General features: G+C 72.2%; 17 protein-coding genes. 9 read left to right on the top strand and 8 right to left on the bottom strand.

Going from position 1 to position 23,046, the window contains the following annotated elements; genetic code table 11:
• Positions 1 to 237: 237 nt before the first annotated feature.
• Positions 238 to 1,731 carry a serine/threonine-protein kinase gene (locus ACFPM7_RS24235; protein WP_378250056.1) on the bottom strand — a complete coding sequence of 498 codons (1,494 nt, stop codon included), beginning with the start codon at positions 1,729 to 1,731 and terminating at the stop codon, positions 238 to 240.
• A gap of 273 nt (positions 1,732 to 2,004) precedes the next feature.
• Between ACFPM7_RS24235 and ACFPM7_RS24230 the strand changes: the two genes are divergently transcribed.
• Both ACFPM7_RS24230 and ACFPM7_RS24225 read left to right on the top strand, forming a co-directional pair.
• Entirely contained in the window at positions 2,005 to 6,081 is a 4,077-nt protein-coding gene (locus ACFPM7_RS24230; protein WP_378250055.1) for a LamG-like jellyroll fold domain-containing protein, read from the top strand.
• A 48-nt stretch (positions 6,082 to 6,129) separates the two neighbouring features.
• A complete protein-coding gene (locus ACFPM7_RS24225) occupies positions 6,130 to 6,741 on the top strand; it encodes a class I SAM-dependent methyltransferase (RefSeq protein ID WP_378250054.1) in 612 nt (203 codons plus the stop codon).
• A 160-nt stretch (positions 6,742 to 6,901) separates the two neighbouring features.
• On the opposite strand, the gene shbA is transcribed toward ACFPM7_RS24225, so the two are convergent.
• Positions 6,902 to 7,468, bottom strand: a complete 567-nt coding sequence (gene shbA / locus ACFPM7_RS24220) for an RNA polymerase sigma factor ShbA (RefSeq protein WP_378250217.1) — start codon at positions 7,466 to 7,468, stop codon at positions 6,902 to 6,904.
• A gap of 660 nt (positions 7,469 to 8,128) precedes the next feature.
• On the opposite strand from shbA, the gene ACFPM7_RS24215 reads away from it, so the two are divergent.
• From ACFPM7_RS24215 to ACFPM7_RS24205, 3 genes are all read left to right on the top strand, one after another.
• Entirely contained in the window at positions 8,129 to 9,091 is a 963-nt protein-coding gene (locus ACFPM7_RS24215; RefSeq protein ID WP_378250053.1) for a D-2-hydroxyacid dehydrogenase, read from the top strand.
• 97 nt (positions 9,092 to 9,188) lie between these two features.
• Positions 9,189 to 10,484, top strand: coding sequence for an acyl-CoA dehydrogenase family protein (locus ACFPM7_RS24210; protein WP_378250216.1), 1,296 nt, complete (start codon positions 9,189 to 9,191; stop codon positions 10,482 to 10,484).
• A 19-nt stretch (positions 10,485 to 10,503) separates the two neighbouring features.
• The gene (locus tag ACFPM7_RS24205; RefSeq protein WP_378250052.1) at positions 10,504 to 11,712 is read left to right on the top strand and encodes an acyl-CoA dehydrogenase family protein; all 1,209 of its coding nucleotides are present in this window, start codon (positions 10,504 to 10,506) and stop codon (positions 11,710 to 11,712) included.
• Positions 11,713 to 12,021: 309 nt separating this feature from the next.
• On the opposite strand, the gene ACFPM7_RS24200 is transcribed toward ACFPM7_RS24205, so the two are convergent.
• Positions 12,022 to 12,645 (bottom strand): TetR/AcrR family transcriptional regulator, encoded by a 624-nt coding sequence (locus tag ACFPM7_RS24200; protein WP_378250051.1) that lies wholly within the window; start codon positions 12,643 to 12,645, stop codon positions 12,022 to 12,024.
• Between the two features lie 95 nt (positions 12,646 to 12,740).
• Here ACFPM7_RS24200 and ACFPM7_RS24195 point away from each other — a divergent pair, with 95 nt between their 5' ends.
• Positions 12,741 to 14,216, top strand: coding sequence for a DHA2 family efflux MFS transporter permease subunit (locus ACFPM7_RS24195; RefSeq protein ID WP_378250050.1), 1,476 nt, complete (start codon positions 12,741 to 12,743; stop codon positions 14,214 to 14,216).
• A gap of 8 nt (positions 14,217 to 14,224) precedes the next feature.
• On the opposite strand, the gene ACFPM7_RS24190 is transcribed toward ACFPM7_RS24195, so the two are convergent.
• Positions 14,225 to 14,578, bottom strand: a complete 354-nt coding sequence (locus tag ACFPM7_RS24190) for a PLD nuclease N-terminal domain-containing protein (protein WP_378250049.1) — start codon at positions 14,576 to 14,578, stop codon at positions 14,225 to 14,227.
• A 73-nt stretch (positions 14,579 to 14,651) separates the two neighbouring features.
• On the opposite strand from ACFPM7_RS24190, the gene ACFPM7_RS24185 reads away from it, so the two are divergent.
• Together ACFPM7_RS24185 and ACFPM7_RS24180 are read left to right on the top strand one after the other, a co-directional pair.
• Entirely contained in the window at positions 14,652 to 15,404 is a 753-nt protein-coding gene (locus ACFPM7_RS24185; protein ID WP_378250048.1) for an SAM-dependent methyltransferase, read from the top strand.
• 207 nt (positions 15,405 to 15,611) lie between these two features.
• Complete coding sequence (locus ACFPM7_RS24180; RefSeq protein WP_378250047.1) at positions 15,612 to 16,418, top strand: S1 family peptidase; 807 nt, start codon at positions 15,612 to 15,614, stop codon at positions 16,416 to 16,418.
• Between the two features lie 44 nt (positions 16,419 to 16,462).
• Here ACFPM7_RS24180 and ACFPM7_RS24175 read toward each other — a convergent pair whose 3' ends face one another.
• From ACFPM7_RS24175 to ACFPM7_RS24160, 4 genes are all read right to left on the bottom strand, one after another.
• A complete protein-coding gene (locus ACFPM7_RS24175; protein WP_378250046.1) occupies positions 16,463 to 17,620 on the bottom strand; it encodes an acyl-CoA dehydrogenase family protein in 1,158 nt (385 codons plus the stop codon).
• Positions 17,617 to 19,596 carry an acetyl/propionyl/methylcrotonyl-CoA carboxylase subunit alpha gene (locus ACFPM7_RS24170; RefSeq protein WP_378250045.1) on the bottom strand — a complete coding sequence of 660 codons (1,980 nt, stop codon included), beginning with the start codon at positions 19,594 to 19,596 and terminating at the stop codon, positions 17,617 to 17,619. Before ACFPM7_RS24170 ends, ACFPM7_RS24175 begins: the two co-directional genes overlap by 4 nt.
• Before the next feature lie 5 nt (positions 19,597 to 19,601).
• Entirely contained in the window at positions 19,602 to 21,206 is a 1,605-nt protein-coding gene (locus tag ACFPM7_RS24165) for a carboxyl transferase domain-containing protein (RefSeq protein ID WP_378250044.1), read from the bottom strand.
• Positions 21,207 to 21,368: 162 nt separating this feature from the next.
• Positions 21,369 to 22,160, bottom strand: coding sequence for an SGNH/GDSL hydrolase family protein (locus ACFPM7_RS24160; RefSeq protein ID WP_378250043.1), 792 nt, complete (start codon positions 22,158 to 22,160; stop codon positions 21,369 to 21,371).
• Positions 22,161 to 22,339: 179 nt separating this feature from the next.
• Between ACFPM7_RS24160 and ACFPM7_RS24155 the strand changes: the two genes are divergently transcribed.
• Positions 22,340 to 22,987 (top strand): SACE_7040 family transcriptional regulator, encoded by a 648-nt coding sequence (locus ACFPM7_RS24155; protein ID WP_378250042.1) that lies wholly within the window; start codon positions 22,340 to 22,342, stop codon positions 22,985 to 22,987.
• Positions 22,988 to 23,046: the final 59 nt, after the last annotated feature.

The following is a 23,046-nucleotide window of genomic DNA, read 5'->3' as shown; positions in this document are numbered from 1 at the left end:
ATCACCACTGTTCATTCCTACGGCCATAGGACACGGCGGGGGGGATTTGTGACGATCGGAGAAATACGACAACCGGGGAAGGGAAACGCTACTACTGCTCCCGCACGGGACAGTGGTGGGACAACTGGTCGTACGGGGTGAATCTCCGGACCGGCGTCGAGGGCTACACGACCTGGTGCCGGCTCGTGGTCGACCAGGTCGTCCGCGGCACTCCCGTCGGCTCCGACCCGGTGGTGATCAGCGCGGGTCGGAGTCGATGAGGTGCTTGCCGCCGAGGTTGACGACCTTCACCGTCTTGCGTTCGGCGCTCTCGGAGCCGTCCTGCTTGGTGAGGGTGACAGTGACAGGGACGTTGGCGGACCCGTCGTCGTTGACGGTGACCTGGTTGGCGTCTTTCGACGCGACATACTTGAACTGCTCCCAGTAGGCGTCGAACTCCGCTCGGCTGCCGAAGACGGCCTGCGCGCCTGGGGTCAGCAACGCCCAGCGCTGACTCGCGGCGGTGTCGCTCAGATAGAAACTGATCACCGCCTGACCGGCGGCGGAGTAGTTCGTCACCGGGGAGGCGTTGGGAGGCGGAGGCGCTGTCGTCGTCGCCTCCGTGGTCGGCGGGTTGCTGAGGGTGACCGTCTTGGTCTCGGTGCCGGGAGCGGCGGTCTGGCCCTTGTCGTCGGGCATCGTCAGGACCAGGACGACCGCGGCGGCCAGGCCCGCGACGACCACGGCCGCGCCGATCAGGACCCCGCGCTTGGGCGCTTGGCCCTGCGGGGCGGGCTTCGGCGCGGGCTGGGCGGCCTGCCGGGGCGGCGGGGTGCGGCGCGGCGGCGGGGGCGGCGGGGCCTTGCGGGCCGGGACGGTGCGCTGGACCACCGTCGGCGGCTGGATGGGCAGCGGCGCGGTCGGCACGGCCAGGGTGGTCGCCGCCTCCTGCATCGTGGGGCGCTCGCCCGGCTCGGTGCGCAGCAGCGTCATCAGGGTCGGGGTGAGCGAGCCGCCGTTGCGCGGCAGCTGGACGTCGCCGCTGGCCACGGCGTGCAGCAGGGCCAGCGGGTTCGGGTTGAGGCCGAACGGCGGCGAGCCCTCCAGGGCGTGGTAGAGCGTGGAGCCCAGGGAGAACACGTCGGAGGCCTTGCTCGGCTGCTGGCCGCGCGCCTGCTCGGGGGCGAGGTAGGCGGGGGTGCCCGCCAGGACGCCGGTGTCGGTGGTGATCGTGTGGTCGCCGTCGGCCTTGGAGATGCCGAAATCGGTGATCTTCACCGCGCCCTGGTCGTCGATCAGGATGTTGCCGGGCTTGACGTCGCGGTGCACGATCCCGGCCGCGTGCGCGGCGGCCAGCGCGGCGGCGACCTGCGAGCCGATGGCGGCGACCTCGTCGGGGGGCAGCGTGCCGCGCTCGGCGATCACCGCCGACAGGCTGCGCGCGTTGACGAACTCCATCACCAGGCACGGGTCGCCCGCGTGCTCGGCGACGTCGAGCAGGGCGACGGCATTGCGGTGGTGCAGGCGGGCGGCGATGCGCGCCTCGCGCATGGCGCGCCTGCGCGCCTCCTCGGTCTTGGCCGGGGTCAGCCCCGGTCGGATGATCAGCTGTTTGATCGCGATGACGCGTTCAAGCCGCTCGTCGCGCGCGCGCCACACCACGCCCATCGCGCCGCTGCCGATGGTCTCCAGCAGTCGGTATCTGCCGGCGACCAGCTGACCCGTTTCGATGACCAGGCACCCTCTCGTCATGGAGTTCCCCAGGCCCCGACCTGGCCCGGTCGAGGTTATCGAACGCGCGTGCGCCCGCAGAAGCAGGGCGACGCACACGCGCGTCCGGCAGCAGGGACGTGCGCGGTGTGCCGCGGGTTGTCCCGAGGTGCGGCGGGACACAGGAAACCGGCAGTGACCGCCGTCACCCGCGGCGCTGGGCCGTTCGGCCCACAAAGGTAACGCAACGGTCGTTTCGGGCGAGTCTCCGCTTGTCGCGGCTTCTCCTGCGTCCAGCCGCGGAGGGAGAAAACGATGCGCCGGTCCCTGGCGGCTTTCGCCGTGCAGCTGACCGTGGTGGGTCTGTTACCCGCCGCGGCGATCACCCTGACCGCCTCGCCCGCCGCGGCGCTGCCCGCCGGGTTCACCGAGCAGACCGTGCTCAGCGGCCTCACCCAGCCGATGGCCGTGGATTTCGGCGCCGACGGGCGGGTGTTCGTCGCCGAGAAGTCCGGGCTCATCAAGGTCTTCGACGGCCTGGCCGACCCGACCCCCTCGGTGTTCGCCGACCTGCGGACCACTGTGTACAACCAGCACGACCGCGGCATGATGGGCCTCGCGCTCGCCCCGGACTACCCGGCCGACCCGCGCGTCTACGTGCTGTACTCCCACGACGCCGCGATCGGCGGCACCGCGCCCCGCTGGGGGACCCCGGGCGCGAGCAACGACGCCTGCCCCAACCCGCCCGGCGAGACCGCCGACGGCTGCGTGATCTCCGGTCGGCTCTCGGTCCTCGACGGCGACGGCGCCGAGCGGGTGCTGGTCGAGGACTGGTGCCAGCAGTACCCCAGCCACTCCGTCGGCGCGCTGGCCTTCGGCCCCGACGGCTACCTCTACGCCAGTGCCGGTGACGGCGCCTCCTACGTCTTCGCCGACTACGGCCAGGACGGCAGCCCCCGCAACCCGTGCGGCGACCCGCCGACGGGCACCGGCGGCGTGCAGACGGTGCCGACCGCCGAGGGCGGCGCGCTGCGCTCGCAGGACATCCAGACGATGGGCGACCCGCTGGGCCTGGACGGCACGATCATCCGCATCGACCCGGAGACCGGCGAGGGCGCGCCCGGCAACCCGATGGCCTCCAGCGCCGACCCCAACGCCCGGCGGGTGATCGCCGTCGGGCAGCGCAACCCGTTCCGCTTCGCGATCCGGCCGGGCACCTCCGAGGTGTGGTCCGGCGACGTCGGCTGGGGCACCTGGGAGGAGATCAACCGGGTCGCGGACCCGACGGACTCCACTGTGGACAACTTCGGGTGGCCGTGCCGCGAGGGCGTGGGCGTGCAGGCCGGGTACAACATCGGCCTGAACATGTGCACCCGGATCAACAACGGCACCGTGCCCACGGTGAACCCGCACTACGCCTATCGGCACGGCCAGGCCGTGGTCTCCGGCGACGGCTGCCTCAACACCAGCGGCTCCTCGGTGTCCGGCGCCGCCTTCTACACCGACGGCACCTACCCCGACACCTTCGACGGCGCGTTCTTCTTCGGCGACTACAGCCGCCGCTGCATCTGGTACATGCGCGCCGACGCCGACGGCATTCCCGACCCGGCGACGCGCGCGGTGTTCCAGCAGAACGTGTTCCCGGTCGACATCACCACCGGCCCCAACGGCGATGTGTACTATGTGGACATCGCGATGGGCGCGGTGAAGCGGTTCCGCTACGGCACCGGCAACCAGGCCCCGATCGCGGCCGTCACCGCCACCCCCGGCGAGGGCGCGCTGCCGCTGACGGTCTCCTTCAGCGCGGCGGGCTCCTCCGACCCCAACGGCGACTCCCTCACCTACGCCTGGGACCTCGACGGCGACGGTGACTTCGACGACGCCACCGGCGTCACCGCCTCGCGCACCTACACCACCGGCGGCGCCTACGACGTGGGCGTGCGCGTGCGCGACCCCGGCGGCCTGAGCGCCGACGCGCGCACCCGCGTGCTGGCGGGCTCGACCGCCCCGACCCCGGTGATCACCAGCCCGGCGACCGGCTTCACCTGGGCGGTGGGCGATCCGATCCCATTTGCGGGCTCGGCCACCGACGTCGAGGACGGCGCGCTGCCCGCCTCGGCGCTGTCCTGGGAGGCGCTGCTGCACCACTGCGACTCCGGCGGCTGCCACGTGCACGACCTCGTGCGCCACGACGGGGTGGCCTCGGGCAGCTTCGAGGGCCCCGACCACGACTACCCGTCGTACCTGGAGCTGCGGCTGACCGCGCGCGACTCCTCCGGCTCGGCGTCGACGGTCAGCAGGCGGCTCGACCCCACGGTGGCGACCGTCGTCGTGGAGTCCGACCCGGCGGGCCTGACCGCGACGCTGAGCGACAACTTCGACCAGACCCCGATGGCGGTCGAGGCGATCGTGGGCTCGCGGTTGAGCCTGTCGACCGCCCAGACCCAGGTGCTCGGCGGCGGTGAGTACGAGTTCGTCTCGTGGTCGGACGGCGGACCGCGCGCGCACGACGTCATCGTGCCCGCGGGCGGCGCCACCTACCGCGCGGTGTTCGAGCGCACCGACGCCTCCGACCCGACCCTCGTCGCCGCCTACGGCTTCGACGAGGGCGCGGGCTCCTCGCTGCTCGACCGCACCGGCAACGGCCACACCGGCGCGCTGTCGGGCCCGGCGTGGACGAGCGGGCGCACCGGCGGCGGCCTGTCCTTCGACGGCGTCAACGACCTGGTCACGGTGGCCGACTCGGCCAGGCTCGACCTGGCCGACCGCATGACCCTGTCGGCCTGGGTGCGCCCGAGCGACAGCACCGGGTGGCGCACCGCGCTGATGAAGGAGCGCCCGAACGGCCTGTCCTACGCGCTGTACTCGGCGGGCTTCACCCAGCCGTCGGGCTACGTCAACATCGGCAACGACGTCGCGGTGAGCGGCCCGTCGGCGCTGCCGGTGAACACCTGGTCGCACCTGACGTTCACCTACGACGGCGCGACGGTCCGCCTGTACGTCAACGGGACCCAGGTCGCCTCCGCGCCGCAGGCGGGCTCGGCCCCGGCGTCGACGGGCGCCCTGCGCCTCGGCGGCAACGAGGTGTGGGGCGAGCACTTCGCTGGCGTCCTGGACGACGTGCGCGTCTACAACCGGGCGCTGTCGGCGGCCGAGGTGGCCACCGACCGCGACACCCCGGTGTCCTCGGACACGACACCGCCCTCGGCACCCGCCTCGCTGACCGCGACCGGCGGCCTCGGCACGGTCTCGCTGTCCTGGCCCGCCGCCACCGACGACGTCGGCGTCACCGCCTACGACGTGCACCGGGGCACCCCCGGCTTCACCCCGTCACCGGCCAACCGCGTCGCCACGGTCACCACCCTGACCCACACCGACCCCGGCCTGGCCGCGGGCGCCTACGCCTACCGCGTGGTGGCCCGCGACGGCGGCGGCAACGCCTCACCCCCGTCCCCCCAGGCCACCGCGACCGTCACCGCCGACACCACGGCCCCGTCGGTCGCGGTGACCGCCCCGACCGGCACGGTCGCCGGCGTCGTCCAGGTGACGGCCACGGCGACGGACGCGGGCGGAGTCGCCGGCGTGCAGTTCCTGCTCAACGGCCAGCCCCTGGGCGCGGAGGACACCTCAGCCCCGTACGCGGTCTCGTGGGACACCCGCTCGGTGTCCAACGGCGTGTGGGGCCTGACCGCGCGCGCCCGCGACAGCGCGGGCAACACCGCGACGTCATCACTGGTCTCGGTCACCGTGTCGAACACCGGCCCACCCCCGGGAGCCCCCGTGGCCTCGTACAACTTCAACGAGGCATCGGGCACCCTGCTCGGCGACCGCTCGGGCAACACCAACAACGGCACCATCTCCGGCGCGTCCTGGACCCCCGGCCACACCGGCGGCGCCCTCACCTTCGACGGCATCGACGACATGGTCACCATCGCCGACTCCCCCGCACTGCGCCTCACCACGGCGATGACCCTCTCGGCATGGATCCGCCCCACCGGCCCCACCGCCTGGCGGACAGTCCTGATGAAGGAAGCCCCCGCGGGCCTGTCCTACGCCCTCTACTCCGACAACGCCGCCAACCGCCCCTCCGGCTACGCCCGCCTGGGCCCAGCCGACGTCTCGGTGACCGGCCCGACAGCACTCCCGGCGAACACCTGGACCCACGTCACCCTCACCTACGACGGCACCGCCCTGCGCCTCTACCTGGAAGGCACCCTCGTCACCACCGAAACCATCACCGGCGCCCTGACCACCTCGACCGGAGCCCTGCGCCTGGGCGGCAACAGCGTCTGGGGCGAGTGGTTCGCCGGCGCACTGGACGACGTCCGCATCTACAACCGCGTCCTCACCCCCACCGAGATCACCACCGACCGGACCACACCGGTGGCCTAGCCAACCCCCTCTGGACCACCTCACCCCCAGCGCGGCATGCTGTCCCGCGTGACCGAGAACAGGGTTCCCGCCTTCGACCTCATCGGCCGCCGCTACGACGAGTCCTTCGTCGAGCGGGACACCCAGATCGCCGAGGTGGACTGGCTGCTCACGCAGCTCTCCCCCGGCGCGCGCGTCCTCGACCTCGGCTGCGGCAGCGGCCAGCCCACCGTCAAGCAGCTGGTGGACGCGGGCATGGACGTCGTCGCCGTGGACGAGTCCCGGGTCATGCTCGACCTGGCCGAGGAGCACGCCCCCGGAGCCGACTACCGCCAGGGCGATCTCCGCGATGTGGCCGCCCACGGCACCTTCGACGCCGCCGTCGCCTTCTTCGCCCTGCTCATGCTCCCCAAGGCCGACATCGAGGCCACCCTCGCGGCCCTGCGCGGCCAGCTGCGTGCCCCCGGCCATCTGCTGATCAGCATGGTCCAGGGCGACTTCGACGCCTTCCCGGTGAACTTCCTCGGCGCCCCCACCACGGTCTCGGCCTACCCGCCGGACGCGCTGCGCACCGTGGTCGAAGCCGCGGGCTTCACCGTCGACCGCCTGCACACCGTGGAGGCCGTCGCCGAGCCCGGACGCATCGAGGTCCAGCTCTACGTGCGCGCCAGCCTCGCCTGAGCAGACGTCCGGCCCCCCGCCGCCAGGTTATCGGCGCGCGGCTGAGAGCCGCCACGGGCGGTTCACGACCTGGGGATGGCCGTGAACCGCCCGTGGGGAAGCGTCCGTGGAAGGAAGGGGCAGGGCCAGTCGGCGGTGGCGAGGAAGCCGCGCAGGCGGGTCAGAGCCAGTCGGTGGCGGTGAGGGAGCCGCGCAGGCGGGTCAGGGCGCGGTGCTGGGCGACGCGGACGGCGGTGGCGGTCAGGCCGATGGCGACGGCGGTCTCCTGGGCGGAGAGGCCGACGACCAGGCGCAGGACCAGGATCTCGCGCTGGCGCGGGGCCAGGCCGTCCAGCAGGGCGGTCAGCCGCGAGCGCATCTCGCCGCGCAGGGTGAGCTGCTCGGGGCCGAGGCCGTTGTCGGCGACGTCGGGGATCTCGGCGACCGGGTCGGAGCGGTCGCGGCCGGAGCGGCGGTAGAAGTCGGCCACCTTGTGGGCGGCGATGCCGTAGACGAACGGGAGGAAGGACTCGCGGTCGTCGGAGTAGCGGGGCAGCGCGCCCAGGACGGCGAGCATGATCTCCTGGGCGACGTCGTCGGCCGAGGAGTACGCCGAGCCGGTGCGCCCGATCCTGGCCCGGCAGTAGCGCACGATCGCCGGGTGGATCCAAGCGAAAAGGGTTCCCCTCGCCACGTTGTCACCTGCCATCGATGCCTCGACCAGCTCGTGGAATGCGGCTGTCTTCAGGCGGGCGAACACGGCGTCGGTCCGCGCCGGCGCCGCGGCCCGGCCGGGAGATGCGCTCACATGAGCCCCCTGAAGGTGGGCGCGCCAGCGCGCGCCGAGAGATCCAGTGCTGATCGGCTCACCGCGGCATCCACCCCGTCAACCGTCGGATGCGACGATGGCCTTGACGGAGAGTGATGCTAGCTCGCCGACCGGGCCAACACCAGAGGAAACTGGGCCGCATGACACGGATCGTTTCGTATTCAACGTCCCCCGGGCAGGGTCCAAGGACCCTAAGGAACACACTCCGCGCACACCCAGCAGGGCCGCCCGCTCCGGGTGAACGGGACGAACCGGCAAAGAAACCGCTGATGACAACCATCAGTGAGTATCCACAGTAGACAGCTTCGGGCAAGATCGAACAAGCATGCCCGTTGCCCGAAGGCTACGGAGCGGTGAGCAATAGCCCAACCGGGTGACCGTCACCCCTAATGGCCTAACAGTACTCTACGGAGACGGGAATTCTCCGTCCCCACAGCGCGCGCGCTCGGCCGTTCGGCCGGGCGCACGCCCCCACCCGCCCGCTCGGCAGGCCGCGTTGACAGTCCCGCACCGCCGTTCTTAGCGTGGCGCACTGACCGCGCCCGGCTTCGCCACACCCGAACAGGGGTACTCCCGAAGATGGACAACAGCAGGCGACCCGTCGTCGTCGTCCTGCACGGCACCGACCGCCCGCCCCGGATGTCCGACGTCGAACAGCGCGCCACCGTCCGCTACAGCACCGGCCCCCTCCTCACCGGCGCCCTGCCCGGCGCCGACGTGCTCTTCGTCTGGGACAGCCGCGCCGCGGGCCTGGCCGAGGCGCTGCCGTCGGCCGACGCCCTGCGCTGGGCGCACGCCGCCGGGGCCACCGCCCGCCACCTGCCGCTGCCGCGCCTGCACGAGGCGGGCGTGGCGGTCAGCAGCGCGCGCGGGGTCTTCGACGAGCCGATGGCCGAGTACGTGCTCAGCCTGGTCCTCGCCTTCGCCAAGGACCTGCCCGCGACCATGCGGCTGCAGCAGCGCCGCGTCTGGCACCACCGCGAGACCGAGCGCCTGGCGGGCTCGCACGCCCTCGTCATCGGCGTCGGGCCGATCGGTCGGGCGATCGGGCGCAAGCTGCGCGCGGTGGGCGTCTCGGTCTCCGCGGTCGGCCGCTCCGCCCGCAGACACGACCCCGACCTGGGCGACATCTCCCCGATGTCCGATCTGCGCGTCGCTCTCTCCCGCGCCGACTACGTGATCCTGGCCACCCCGCTCACCGCCCAGACCCAGGGCATGATCGATGAGCACGCCCTGCGCGCGATGCGGCCGACCGCCCGCCTGGTCAACATCAGCCGCGGCGGCCTGATCGTGCTTCCCGACCTCGTCAACGCCCTGGACGCGGGCGCGCTGGCGGGCGCGGCCCTCAACGTCTTCGCCGACGAGCCGCTGCCCGCCGCCTCGCCGCTGTGGGACCTGCCGGACGTGGTCGTCTCCCCGCACATGGCGGGCGACATCAAGGGCTGGCGCGACGAGCTGGTCCGCCTCTTCGCCGACAACCTGGACCGCTACATCGCGGGCGTCCCACTGGTGAACCTGGTCCCGCCCGGCTCGACCGCTTGAGCCCACTTGCTACTCTGGAGTAGGTTACTGTGAGTCGGAAGCGATCGAGGTGGGAGCACCCATGGCGGGCACCAACCCCAAGCCGAAGCGGGACGCGATGGGCGCCGCGCTGGCGGTGCTGAACAAGCTGGCGAGCGCCCCGGTGCTCGACCGGTTCGGGCTGCGCAAGCCCGTGCAGAAGGGCGTCTACACGGCCACCCGGACCGGGTTCACCGCGGTCGGCGCGGCCACCCGCCAGTTCGCCGCGGCGGCCAAGCTCGCCGCGCCCGCGCGGCTGCCCGCCGCGGGCGAGCGCGGCCTGTTCGACATCACCCCCGACGACGAGCAGAAGATGATCGTCGAGACGGTCCGCGAGTTCGCCGCCGAACGCCTGCGCCCGGCCGCCGCCGAGGCCGACGCCGAGTGCGCGACCCCGCCGGGCCTGCTCTCCACGGTCGCGGAGATGGGCGTGACGCTGGTCGGCGTGCCCGAGTCCCTCGGCGGCCTGGGCACCGAGCGCTCGGCGGTGACCGGCGTGCTGGTCGCCGAGGCGATGGCGCACGGCGACATGGGCTTGGCCGTGGGGCTGCTGGCCCCGTCCGCGGTCAGCACGGCACTGGTGCTGTGGGGCGATGAGACCCAGCAGGCGACGTACCTGCCCGCCTTCGTCGGCGACGACGTCCCGGCCGCCGCCCTGGCGGTGCAGGAGGCGCGACCGCTGTTCGACCCGTTCGCGCTGAAGACCAAGGCCTACCGGACGGCGGGCGGCTTCGTGCTGGAGGGCGTCAAGTCCCTGGTGCCGCGGGCGGCGTGCGCCGAGCTGTTCGTCGTCGCCGCCGACCTGGACGGGCGCGGACCGGCGCTGTTCGTGGTGGAGTCCGACAGCGAGGGCCTGACCGTGGAGTCCGAGCCCGCGATGGGCCTGCGCGCCGCGTCGATGGGCAGGCTGCACTTGGACAAGGTGACCGTGCCGGAGTCGGCGCTGCTGGGCGGCGGGAAGTCCGATGTGTACACCGAGTGCGTCCGGCTGTCCCGGATCGCCTGGTGCGCGCTGGCGGTGGGCACCGCACAGGCCGTGCTCGACTACGTGATCCCCTACGTCAACGACCGCGTCGCCTTCGGCGAGCCGGTCAGCCACCGCCAGAGCGTGGCGTTCATGGTCGCCAACATCGGCATCGAGCTGGAGGGCATGCGCCTGCTCACCTACCGCGCGGCCGCCCGCGCCGAGCAGGGCAAGCCGTACGCGCGCGAGGCGGGCCTGGCGCGGCGGCTGTGCGCGGAGAAGGGCATGCAGATCGGCAACGACGGCGTGCAACTGCTGGGCGGGCACGGTTTCGTCAAGGAGCACCCGGTCGAGCGCTGGTACCGCGACCTGCGCGCGGTCGGCCTCGCCGAGGGGATCGTCCTCGTCTGAGGGCGCGAAGGAGACAGCGATGATCAACCTTGAGGTCCCGCGCAAGTTCGAGCAGCTGGTCGACCAGGCGCACCAGGCGGCCGCGGAGTTCTTCCGCCCCCACTCGCGCAAGTACGACCAGGCCGAGCACACCTACCCGAAGGAACTGGACATGCTCGCCGCCCTGCTCGACGGCCTCTCGGCCGCGGGCGGCGGCGCGGGCGCGGGCGGCGTCCGGCGCGGCGGTTCGTCCAAGAAGGACGAAGGCAACCGCAACGGCAGCAACCTGCAGCTGCTGCTGGGCACCATCGAGATGTGCTGGGGCGATGTCGGCCTGCTGCTGACCATGCCCCGCCAGGGCCTGGGCAACGCGGCCATCGCCTCGGTGGCCAACGACGAGCAGATCGAGCGCTACAAGGGCAAGTGGGCCGCCATGGCCATCACCGAGCCCGACACCGGTTCGGACTCCGGCGCCATCAGGACGACGGCGGTCCTCGACGGCGAGCACTACATCCTCAACGGCGAGAAGATCTTCGTGACCTCGGGCGAACGCGCCGACTGCGTCGTCGTCTGGGCCACTCTGGACCGCTCGCTGGGCAAGGCGGCCATCAAGAGCTTCGTCGTGGACCGCGACACCCCCGGCTTCGAGCTGGTGCGCCTGGAGCACAAGCTCGGCATCCGCGCCTCCGACACCGCGCACTTCCGCCTGGACAACGTCCGGGTGCACAAGGACAACCTGCTCGGCAGCCCCGACATCAACACCGAACAGGGCTTCGCGGGCGTCATGCAGACCTTCGACAACACCCGCCCCCTCGTCGCCGCCATGGCCATCGGCGTCGCCCGCGCCTCCCTTGAGGAAACCCGCCGCCTCCTGGCGGAAGCGGGCATCCCCGTCGACTACGACCGTCCCGCCTTCACCCAATCCGCCGCCGCCGCGACCTTCCTCCAACTGGAGGCCGACTGGGAAGCCGCCTACCTCCTGGCCCTGGAAGCCGCCTGGATGGCCGACAACCGCAAGCCCAACTCCCTGCAGGCGTCGATGGCCAAGGCCAAGGCCGGGCGCGCGGGCAGCGACATCACGCTGCGGTGCGTGGAGCTGGCGGGATCGGTGGGCTACGGGGAGGGGACACTGCTGGAGAAGTGGGCCAGGGACTCCAAGATCCTGGACATCTTCGAGGGCACGCAGCAGATCCAGCAGCTGATCGTCGCTCGGAGGCTGCTCGGGAAGTCCTCGACGGAACTGAAGTAGTCGCCGGATGGTGACGGCGGGCACCAGACCAATCGTCACCACCCGTTGCGAACCGAACACGCTCAGCGTCCGTTCCCGCTACGTTGTTCCCCGACAAAGGGGGACGGATGACCGGATTCGAGGTAGACCTCGCCGAGGCCCAGAAGGCCGTCGACGTGCACTTCCCGGCAGCGGCCGAGCACATCAGGGCCCACACGGGCGCGCTCAGGGCGCACGAGGGGTTCGGCGGCGCTGCAGGCGGGCCGAGCGCCCAAGCGCGGCGCGCGTACGCGGGCGTCACCGACTACATCGCAGGCACCTCGACCGAGGCTAGGAGAGCCGCTTGCGCATCGCGGCGTCGATGTCCTCGTGGGACGGCACTGGGCCCGGCAGCGGGGTGGTGGAGCCGGCGCGCAGGCCGTCGAGGGCGAGGGTGAGGTAGCGGCGCCACAGGTTCGGCGGGGCGATGTCGAAGGTGGCCGCCACCATCAGCAGGATCGGACCGAGGTCCGGGCCGGTGACGTCCGGGCGCACGGTTCCCTGGGCCTGGGCGCGCGCCACCAGACTGTCCACAGCGGGCACGAAGTGCGCGCCGACGCGCTCTGCCAGGCCGAGTTCGGCGCGCGTGCACACCTGGACCAGACCCTGGTCCGCCGACTGGCGTTCGGCGACCGCGTGCAGCAGGCCGACCAGGCCGGTCCAGGCGTCCTCTTCGGCCGCGGCGGCGTCCATCAGGGAGTTCAGCTCCGCGATGACGGTGTCGAACACCGCTTCCAGGAGTTCGTCCTTGCCCGAGAAGCGGCGGTAGACCGTGCCGACGCCGACACCTGCCGCGCGCGCGACCTCGTCCAGCGTCACGTCGATTCCCGATTCCGCGAACACCGACCTGGCCGCGGCGACGATGCGCGCGCGGTTGCGGGCCGCGTCGGCGCGCAGCGGGGTGTCCGAGGTCACGCTCTCAGCTTAGCAGAAAAGCGGAGACATCCTCTCCACTTCGGGAGTAGGTTGGCGGCGAATCCACAGGGAAAGATCCTTCACGGGGGTGCCGTATGACTCTGTCCGAAGCGGTGGGCGCACCACCGCCCAATACCGGTGACCAGTCGGCGAAGCGCTGGCTGATCCTCGCCGTCATCGCCCTCGCGCAGGTGATGGTCATCCTCGACGCGACGGTCGTGAACATCGCGCTTCCCAGCGCGCAGGCCGATCTGCTCTTCGACGACTCGCAGCGGCAGTGGCTGGTGACCGGCTACGCGCTCAGCTTCGGCAGCCTGTTGCTGATCGGCGGGCGCATCGCCGACCTCTTCGGACGGCGGATCGCCTTCCTGGTCGGCGTGGTCGGCTTCGCCGTCGCCTCCGCGGTCGGCGGGGCGGCGGGCAGCTTCGAGGTCCTGGTGGGGGCCAGGGTCGGGCAGGGCGTGTTCGCGGCGCTGCTGGCGCCCGCGGCGCTGTCGCTGCTCACCACGACCTTCACCGACCCGGTCGAGCGCGGCAAGGCGTTCGGCATCTTCGGCGCGATCTCCGGCGCGGGCGGGGCGATCGGGCTGCTGCTGGGCGGGGTGCTGACCGAGTACCTCGACTGGCGCTGGTGCATGTACGTCAACCTGGTGTTCGCGGGGGTGGCGTTCCTCGGCGGGATCGGCCTGCTCAAGCACAGCCCGTCCGCCGAGCGCCCGAAGCTGGACCTCGTCGGGGTGGCCACCGCGACCGCGGGCATGTTCGCCCTCGTCTACGGCCTGGCCAACGCCGAGCAGGACGGCTGGGGCTCGGCCAGCACCATCTCGTTCCTGGCCGCGGGCGTCGTCCTGCTCGTGGTGTTCGTCTACTCCCAGCGCCGCGCCGCGAATCCGCTGCTGCCGCTGCGCATCCTGGCCCACCGCAACCGGGGCGGCTCGTTCGTGGCCATGTTCCTGCTGTCCGCGGCGATGTTCGTGATCTTCCTGTTCCTGACCTTCTACATGCAGCAGAACCTGCGCTTCGGCCCGGTGCAGAGCGGGGTCGCGTTCCTGCCGATGATCGGCGCGCTGATGGTCTCGGCGACCACCGCGACCACCGTGCTGCTGCCCAGGGTCGGCCCCCGGGTGATGGTGCCGCTGGGCATGGTGGCCGCGGGCGCTGGCACCGCCCTGCTGGCGCTGCTGGACGAGACCAGCACCTACGCCTCCGGCGTGCTGCCCGGCCTGATCCTCTCCGGCCTCGGCATCGGCCTGACGATGGCCTCGGCGATGAACGTCGGCATCGCCGGTGTCGCCGCGCAGGACTCCGGCGCGGCGTCGGCGGCGATCAACGCCATCCAGCAGGTCGGCGGCTCGATCGGCACCGCGCTGTTCAGCACCGTCGCGGCCAACGCGGTCACCGCCGCGCTGACCGACGGCGCGAACCCGGTCTCGGCGGCGATCTCCGGCTACAGCGCCGCGTTCGCCTGGGCGGCGGGCGCGTTCGTCCTGGGCGCGGTGCTCTCGGGTTTGGTGCTGCGCCCGGGTGTGCCCGAGGAGCTGAAGTCGCCCCAGCAGGTCGTCCACATGTGACAAACGGGCTAGACCGGGGGCGCCTCGCCCCCGGTCTCGTTCGCCTTGCGGCGCTGGTGCTCGGCGCGCTCGCGGCAGCGGCGCAGGAACTCCGCGTCGGAGGCCGGGTCGGCGGCGGGAAAGCGGCCGGGCCGGTCGTACTCGGGGTAGGCCGAGGTGCGGCGCTCGGCGGCCACCCGCGCGGGACGGCCCGCCACCAGCCAGGCCACCGAGCCGACCAGCGGGAAGAACAGCACGACCAGCAGCCACCCGAGCTTGGGCAGGTGCCGGGCGTCGCCGTCGGCCGTGGTGATCACGTCGACCACGCAGAACAGCCACAGACCGAGTGTGAACAGGCCCAGCAGGCCGCCGACGTGCAGCATCGCGAACCCCCCAAGGTGCGTGTTCGCAGGGTAGCGCACGACGACGGATGCCAGAACGGGCAGAATCCGACTTATGCGGACACCCGACACCGATCAGCCGCACCCGGCGCGCGTCTACGACTACCTGCTCGGCGGGGCGTGCAACTTCGCCGCCGACCGCGCCTTCGCCGAGCGGCTGATCGCGGCGATGCCCGGCGCGCCGACCGCCGCCAAGATCAACAGGGCGTTCCTGCGACGGGCCGTGCGCGCCGCGCTCGATCTGGGCGTCACCCAGTTCCTCGACCTCGGCTCCGGCATCCCGACCGTCGGCAACACCCACGAGGCCGCCCCGGGCGCGAAGGTCGTCTACGTCGACCACGACCCGATCGCCGTCGCGCACAGCCGCGACGTGCTGGCCGAGGTCCCCGACGCCAGGATCGTCGCCGCCGACGTCCGCGACGGCGAGGCGGTGCTGGCGGGCGCGCGCGAGCTGCTCGACTTCGACCGCCCGGTCGCGGTGCTGGCCGTGGCCATCCTGCACTTCCTCGACGACGCCGCCGCCGCGCTGGCCCCGTACCGGTCGGTCATGGCCCCCGGCAGCGTGCTGGCGATGACCCACGCGACCCGCGACGCCGAGAACACCGGCGTGGACGAGGCGCGGCGCCTGTACTCCGGCAGCGGGATGCCCAGCTACGCCAGGACCAAGGCCGAGGTGAGCGCCCTGTTCGAGGGCATGTCGCTGCTGCCGCCGGGCGTGGTGTGGACCAACCAGTGGCGCCCGGAGACCGCCGACGAGACCGACCCGACGTCCAGCGTCGCCTACGGCGCTGTCGGCCACTTGGCCTAATCCACAACCCTTCGTCCGTCGGGGTTTCTTCCCAGGAAATCCTCCTGGCAAGAAGCCCCGATGACTGAACGGTTCCGCCGCCTCACTCCGCGCTGCCACGATCCGCATGCCTCGTCACGTCCCGTGGCGGGCACCGGAAGCACCTACCGCCCCGCCCGGTCACCCTGTCGGCTTCGGCCAGGCCGCGCGGGCGAGAAGGAGACAACAGTGCGAGGGCACATCAAGGCGGCGCTGGTCGCCATCGGGATCGGCGCGGCGGTGGCCGCCACCGTCCCCCAGTCGGCGGCCCAGTCGCTCGACCAGCCGCCCGGCGAGGTCGGCATCCAGATCGTGGGCGGCGAGCGCGCCGCCAAGGGCGAGTTCCCCTGGCTGGTCCGCCTCTCCATGGGCTGCGGCGGCGCCATGTACACCGAGCAGCTGGTCCTCACCGCGGCGCACTGCCTCGACGGAACCGGCCCGGACACCAGCATCGGCGTCACCTACGGCGTGGCCGACCTGCAGGACAGCACCGCGGTGAAGCGCACGTCCACCTACGTCCACTCCGCGCCCGACTACACCAACGTCACCGCGGGCGACGACTGGGCGCTGGTCAAGCTCAACCAGCCGATCCGCGGGGCGACCCTGCTCCCCATCGCCACCACGACGGCCTACGACAGCGGCACCTTCGACATCATGGGCTGGGGCTCGGTGCGCGACGGCAGCCTCAAGCAGGAGCGCCACCTGCGCAAGGCGCGCGTGCCGTTCGTCAGCGACTCGGTGTGCAGCCGCTCGGGCAGCTACCCGCGCCTGGTCAAGGCCGAGATGCTGTGCGCGGGCTACCCCGAGGGCGGCATCGACACCTGCCAGGGCGACTCCGGCGGCCCGATGGTCCGGCGCACCGACAGCGGGTCGTGGGTGCAGGTCGGCATCGTCAGCTGGGGCGAAGGCTGCGCCCGACCGGGCAAGTACGGCGTCTACACCCAGCTCAGCCACTACGCCGCCGACATCAGGGCCGCGGCCGACGATCTGCGCTGAAAGCACCCGTGGGGCGGTGGTCGACACCGCCCCACGGGGTCGTCTCAGGCGGGCAGGCCCAGTTCCCGCGCGATGAGCATCTTCTGCACCTCGGAGGTGCCCTCCCCGATTTCCAGGATCTTGGCGTCGCGGTAGAAGCGCCCGACCGGGAACTCGTTCATGAACCCGTACCCGCCGAAGATCTGGGTGGCGTCGCGGGAGTTGTCCATCGCGGCGTTGGAGGCCACCAGCTTGGCGATGGCCGCCTCCTTCTTGAACTTCTCGCCCCGCAGCATCTTCGCCGCGGCGGCGTAGTAGGCCAGCCGGGCGGTGTGCGCCCTGGCCTCCATCTCGGCGATCTTGAACTGGATCGCCTGGTAGTGCCCGATGTGGCGGCCGAAGGCCTCGCGCTCCCCGGCGTAGCGGACGCTCTCGTCCACGCACCCCTGCGCCAGCCCCACCGACAGCGCGGCGATCGCCACCCGACCCTCGTCCAAAGTGGACAGGAACTGGGCGTACCCCCTGCCGATCTCGCCGACCACGTTCGCCACCGGCACCCGCACGTCGCTGAAGCTCAGCTCCCTGGTGTCCGAGGCGTTCCAGCCGACCTTGCTGTACTTCTTGGACACCGAGAACCCGGGCGTCCCCGACGGCACCAGGATCGCGGTGATCTCCTTGCGCCCGTCCTCGCGCGTCCCGGTCACCGCGGTGACCACGACGTGGGAGGTGATGTCGGTGCCGGAGTTGGTGATGAACGCCTTGGAGCCGTTGATGACCCACTCGTCGCCGTCGCGGCGCGCGGTGGTGCGGGTGGCGCCCGCGTCCGAGCCGCCGCCGGGCTCGGTCAGGCCGAACGCGGCCAGCTTCTCGCCCGCGGCGAGCGCGGGCAGCCACCGGTCCTTCTGCTCCTCGGTGCCGAAGCGGTAGAGCGGCATCGCGCCGAGAGAGACGCCGGCCTCCAGCGTGATCGCCACCGACGAGTCGACCCTGGCCAGCTCCTCCAGCGCCAGGCACAGCGCGAAGTAGTCCCCGCCCATGCCGCCGTGCTCCTCGGCGATGGGCAGGCCGAACAGGCCCATCGCGCCCATCTTCGCGACGATCCCGTAGGGGAACTCCTCGCGCTCGTAGAAGTCCCCGATGACCGGGGCGACCTCCTCGCGGGCGAACTCCTGCACCGTCTTGCGCAGCGCCTCGTGCTCTTCGCTGAGTCGGGTGTCGATCATCGGTCGTCCTCCGCTGGGGTCACCACGGCAAGGGTCTGGTTGAGCGCGACCTGGTGGCCCGCGCGCACGGGGATCTCGGCGACCACGCCGTCGGCGGTCGCGGTGATGGTGTGCTCCATCTTCATCGCCTCGACGACGAGCAGCGGCTGGCCCGCGGTGACGGCGTCGCCGACCGCGGCCTTGACCACGAGCACCGTGCCGGGCATCGGGCTGGTGATCGGACCGCCCGCGCCCCCCGCGCCGCCGCCGCCCTCCAGCAGCGAGTGCTCGGCGACGGCCCAGGCGCCGCCGTCGGCGGCCAGCCACAGCGTGTCGCCGTCCAGCGCCCTGGCGAAGCGCAGCTCCCGGTCACCGTGGCGGACCCGTAGCTGCGCGCCGTCGCGGACGGCGGAGGCGGGCACCGGCTCGGCGTCGCCGACGGCCACCGTGCCCGCCGACGGGCACACGGTCACCGTCACCTCGCGCCCGCCGCAGGTCAGCCGGAACGGCACGGAGGCGGCCCGGCCCAGGCGCCAGCCCGAGGGCACGTCCCACGGGTCCACGACCGCCCCGGTGGGGGCCAGGCCCAGCAGCTCGTCCAGCGCGGCGGCGGCGAACACCGCGTCGGGGACGTCGGCGGCGCGGGTCAGCTCGGCCAGGTTGCGCTCGACCAGCTGCGTGTCGAGCCTGCCCGCGCGCACGTCGGGGTCGCCGAGCAGCGCGCGCAGGAACTCCACATTGGTCCGCACGCCGAGCACCGCGGTGTCGGCCAGGGCCGCGACCAGGCGGTCAAGCGCTTGCGCGCGGTCCGCGCCGTGCACGATGACCTTGGCGAGCATCGGGTCGTAGTCCGAGCCGACGACGGTGCCGACGGCCAGCCCCGAGTCCACCCGCGCCCATTCCGCGCTCGGCAGCCGCAGGTCCAGCACGCGCCCGCCGGTGGGCAGGAAGCCCGCGGCCGGGTCCTCGGCGTAGACGCGCGCCTCGATGGAGTGCCCGCTCAGCGCGACGTCGTCCTGCCCGAAGGACAGCGCCTCACCCGCGGCGACGCGGACCTGCTGCTCGACCAGGTCCAGCCCGGTGACCAGTTCGGTGACCGGGTGCTCGACCTGCAGGCGGGTGTTCATCTCCATGAAGAAGAACTCGTCGGGCCGGTCGGCGGAGACGATGAACTCCACCGTGCCCGCGCCCGCGTAGTCCACCGCGCGGGCGGCGTCGACGGCGGCCGAGCCCATGCGGGCCCGGGTCCGGGCGTCCAGCAGCGGCGACGGCGCCTCTTCGATGATCTTCTGGTGGCGGCGCTGGAGGCTGCACTCGCGCTCGCCGAGGTGCACCGCGCCGCCCTGCCCGTCGGCCAGCACCTGGATCTCGATGTGCCGGGGCCGGGCGACGAAGCGCTCGATGAGCAGCGTGTCGTCGCCGAAGGAGCCGCGCGCCTCGCGCCGGGCGGACTCCACGGCCGGGCGCAGCTCCTCGGCGGCGTGCACCAGGCGCATGCCCTTGCCGCCGCCGCCCGCCGATGGCTTGAGCAGCACCGGGAAGCCGATCTCGGCGGCGGCCTCGACCAGGTCGTCGTCGCTCATGCCGGGCTCGGTGCGGCCGGGCACGACCGGCACGCCCGCGGCCATCACCGTGAGCTTGGCGCGGATCTTGTCGCCCATCGCGTCGATGGCCGAGGGCGGCGGGCCGATGAACACCAGCCCGGCCTCGGCGCAGGCGCGGGCGAACGCGGCGTTCTCGGCGAGGAAGCCGTAGCCGGGGTGCACGGCCTGCGCACCGGTCTCCAGCGCCGCCTTCACCACCCGGTCGATGTCGAGGTAGCTCTCCCGCGCGGCGGCCGGGCCGATGCGCACGGCGGTGTCGGCCTCGCGCACGTGCCGGGCGCCGGAGTCGGCGTCGCTGTAGACGGCCACCGAGCGGATGCCCATGCGGCGCAGGGTGGTGATGACGCGGACGGCGATCTCGCCGCGGTTGGCGATCAGAACACTGGTGAACATGGCCGTCACATCCGGAAGACGCCGTAGCCGACAGGGTCGATGGGCGCGTTGGCCGCGGCCGAGAGCGCCAGGCCGAGCACCTGGCGGGTGTCGGCGGGGTCGATCACGCCGTCGTCCCACAGCCGCGCCGTGGAGTAGTAGGGGTTGCCCTGGGACTCGTACTGGTCGCGGATGGGGGCCTTGAACGCCTCTTCGTCCTCGGCGGACCACTCGTCCCCGAGCTGGTCGCGGCGCACGGTGGCCAGCACCGAGGCCGCCTGCTCCCCGCCCATGACCGAGATCCGCGCGTTGGGCCACATCCACAGGAAGCGCGGCGAGTACGCCCGCCCGCACATCGAGTAGTTGCCCGCGCCGAAGGAGCCGCCGATGACGACGGTGAACTTGGGCACCCGCGCGCACGCCACCGCGGTGACCATCTTGGCGCCGTGCTTGGCGATGCCGCCTGCCTCGTAGTCGCGCCCGACCATGAAGCCGGTGATGTTCTGCAGGAACACCAGCGGGATCGAGCGCTGGTCGCACAGCTCGATGAAGTGCGCGCCCTTGAGCGCGGACTCGCCGAAGAGCACCCCGTTGTTGGCGATGATGCCGACCGGGTGGCCGTGGATGCGGGCGAACCCGGTGACCAGGGTGGTGCCGTACTCCTTCTTGAACTCGCGGAAGCGGCTGCCGTCGACCACGCGGGCGATGACCTCGCGGACGTCGTAGGGCACGCGCGGGTCGGTGGGCACGACGCCGTAGAGGGTCGCGGGGTCGACGGCGGGCTCCTCGACCGGGGCGACGTCCCACGGGCGCGCCTGGCGCGGACCGAAGGTGGAGACGATCGAGCGCACGATGCGCAGCGCGTGGGCGTCGTCGTCGGCGAGGTGGTCGGTGACGCCGGAGACGCGCGAGTGCACGTCGCCGCCGCCGAGCTCCTCGGCGGTGACGACCTCGCCGGTGGCGGCCTTCACCAGCGGCGGGCCGCCCAGGAAGATCGTGCCCTGCTCGCGCACGATCACGGCCTCGTCGCTCATCGCCGGGACATAGGCCCCGCCCGCGGTGCACGAGCCCAGCACCGCGGCGATCTGCGGGATGCCCTTGCCGGACATGGTCGCCTGGTTGAAGAAGATGCGGCCGAAATGCTCGCGGTCGGGGAACACCTCGTCCTGGCGGGGCAGGAACGCGCCGCCGGAGTCCACCAGGTAGACGCAGGGCAGGTGGTTCTGCAGCGCCACCTCCTGGGCGCGCAGGTGCTTCTTGACCGTCATCGGGTAGTAGGTGCCGCCCTTGACGGTGGCGTCGTTGGCGACCACGACGCACTCGCGGCCGGAGACCCGGCCGACGCCGGTGATGATGCCCGCGGCGGGCGCGTCGTCGCCGTACATGCCGGTGGCCGCCAGCGGGGACAGCTCCAGGAACGGCGAGCCGGGGTCGAGCAGGGCGTCCACCCGATCGCGGGGCAGCAGCTTGCCGCGGGAGACATGCCGCCTGCGGGACTTCTCCGGGCCGCCGAGGGCCGCGGTCTCCAACCGCGCGCGGAGGTCGCCGACGAGGTCGGCGTGCTCCTTGGCGTAGCGCTGGCCGTCGTCGCCCGCCGGATCGGCGGCGCCGCGCAGGACGGGGGCGTCCATCGCACTCCTCGCGGGGTTAGCAGGCGTTAACTTCACCGCAGATGTTAGCGGTCGCTAACCCCGTCGTCCACCAGGTGCGCGAGAAACGCGACCGGGCCGCCCCATCGGCACTGGGGCGGCCCGGTCGGGCAGGGTGGGACGGGCCGGGACAGGCCCGTGCGGTTACCCGGTGATGGCGCGCAGCGCGGCGTAGTACCCGCCGCTCTGGCCGTTGCGGTTCGGGTGGTAGCTCTCCTCGACCGGCCAGCTCACGCTGTTGATCCAGCGCGTGCCGGAGGCGCAGATCTCGTGCCCGGCGAAGGCCGACTGGCCGTTGAGGAAGGTGAAGCCGTAGGCCGCGGCCCGGCCGGCGATGACCTGCTGGAGCACGTCGGAGGAGGTGTTGATGGCCCGACGCTTGGTCTCGCTCAGCCCGATCGAGCAGGAGCCGCCGAGCTGGTAGATCCGCGGGTAGCCCACCACGACGACGCGCGCCGACGGCGCCCGGTTGCGGATGGCCGTGTACACCGAGTCGAGCCTGCCCGGCAGGGTGGTGCGGGCGAAGTTCTGGGCCTCGTTGTTGCGGCTCACGCAGGAGGAGTCCGAACCGAGGTTGCAGTCGACCATGACGTCGGCGAAGCCGGCGTCGTTGCCGCCGATGGAGATGGTGACCAGGGCGGTGTCGGCGGTGACCGAGGAGATCTGGCTGTTGAGCACGTTCGAGGTCACCGCGCCGGAGCAGGCGGCGAAGGTGAACGCGGACGGGCCGAGGGCGTTGGCCCACAGCTGCGGATAGGCGTAGGCGGAGCGCTTGCAGCTGCCGCTGCTGCCGTAGGAGCCCGCGCCGAGGCCCGAGGAGTAGGAGTCGCCGAGCGCGACGTACTTCCCGGGAGCGGCTTGGGCGGGGGTGACTAACGCGAGCAGGGTGGTCGTGGCCGCGAGCAGGGACGCGGCCAACAGGCGACGAACGCGCATCTGTACTTGCCTCCGACGTTGGAGGGATTCCCGACTTCTCATCCCTACCAGCCGCAAACCGGATACGGAACTCACCGGTAACTTGTCAACAGTTGCCAGAACTGTGACAAACGGCCCACAAACGCATCGTGTCGACCAGGAGTTAGCGGTCGCTAACCTGCCTGCCATACGATGGCGGCGTGTCCGCAACCGCCGAGGCCAAGCCCCCCAGCCGCCGCGAGCAGATCCTGGCCGCCGCGGCCGAGCTGTTCGCCAGGCACGGCTTCCACGGCGTCGGCATCGACGACATCGGCTCGGCCGTCGGCATCTCCGGCCCCGCCCTCTACCGGCACTTCCGCTCCAAGGACGCGATGCTCGGCGAGATGCTCACCGGCATCTCCGAGGTCCTGCTCGCGGGCGGGCAGAACCGCATCGGCCAGAACCACATCGGCCAGAACCACGCCGGCCAGAACCACGCGGGTGCCCCTGGCACCCTCGCCGAGCTGGTGCGGTTCCACGTCGACTTCGCCCTGGACAACCCGGCGCTCATCACCGTCCAGGAGCGCAACCTCGGCAACCTCACCGACCCCGACCGCCGCAAGGTGCGCGCCCTGCAGCGCCGCTACGTCGAGATCTGGGTCGAGGTCATCGGCGACGCCGCCCCCGGCCTGGACGAGCCCAGCGCCCGCGCCGCCGCGCACGCGGTCTTCGGTCTGATCAACTCCACCCCGCACAGCAGGCACATCGACCGCGACCAGATGGCCGACCTGCTCACCCGGATGGCCCTTGCCGCGCTGACCGACGCCCACTCCCGCACCGCTCTGTCCGAGCCGACGCCGGTTGAGTAACGTGTCGGTCACCGACCGACACGACGAAGCGGGTGCGCGGTGAGCGAAGCAGCCGGGCT

This window comes from Actinokineospora guangxiensis, from assembly GCF_042657845.1.
Taxonomy (GTDB): Bacteria; Actinomycetota; Actinomycetes; order Mycobacteriales; family Pseudonocardiaceae; genus Actinokineospora; species Actinokineospora guangxiensis.
This window is presented reverse-complemented; position numbering and strand designations above follow the sequence as displayed.

Bases quoted from the DNA above. Each gene is read 5' to 3' on its own strand.
- ACFPM7_RS24235 (WP_378250056.1), bottom strand. From the start codon at position 1,731: ATGACGAGAGGGTGCCTGGTCATCGAAACGGGTCAGCTGGTCGCCGGC.
- ACFPM7_RS24230 (WP_378250055.1), top strand. From the start codon at position 2,005: ATGCGCCGGTCCCTGGCGGCTTTCGCCGTGCAGCTGACCGTGGTGGGT.
- ACFPM7_RS24215 (WP_378250053.1), top strand. From the start codon at position 8,129: ATGGACAACAGCAGGCGACCCGTCGTCGTCGTCCTGCACGGCACCGAC.
- ACFPM7_RS24210 (WP_378250216.1), top strand. From the start codon at position 9,189: ATGGGCGCCGCGCTGGCGGTGCTGAACAAGCTGGCGAGCGCCCCGGTG.
- ACFPM7_RS24205 (WP_378250052.1), top strand. From the start codon at position 10,504: ATGATCAACCTTGAGGTCCCGCGCAAGTTCGAGCAGCTGGTCGACCAG.
- ACFPM7_RS24195 (WP_378250050.1), top strand. From the start codon at position 12,741: ATGACTCTGTCCGAAGCGGTGGGCGCACCACCGCCCAATACCGGTGAC.
- ACFPM7_RS24190 (WP_378250049.1), bottom strand. From the start codon at position 14,578: ATGCTGCACGTCGGCGGCCTGCTGGGCCTGTTCACACTCGGTCTGTGG.
- ACFPM7_RS24185 (WP_378250048.1), top strand. From the start codon at position 14,652: ATGCGGACACCCGACACCGATCAGCCGCACCCGGCGCGCGTCTACGAC.
- ACFPM7_RS24175 (WP_378250046.1), bottom strand. From the start codon at position 17,620: ATGATCGACACCCGACTCAGCGAAGAGCACGAGGCGCTGCGCAAGACG.
- ACFPM7_RS24170 (WP_378250045.1), bottom strand. From the start codon at position 19,596: ATGTTCACCAGTGTTCTGATCGCCAACCGCGGCGAGATCGCCGTCCGC.
- ACFPM7_RS24165 (WP_378250044.1), bottom strand. From the start codon at position 21,206: ATGGACGCCCCCGTCCTGCGCGGCGCCGCCGATCCGGCGGGCGACGAC.
- ACFPM7_RS24160 (WP_378250043.1), bottom strand. From the start codon at position 22,160: ATGCGCGTTCGTCGCCTGTTGGCCGCGTCCCTGCTCGCGGCCACGACC.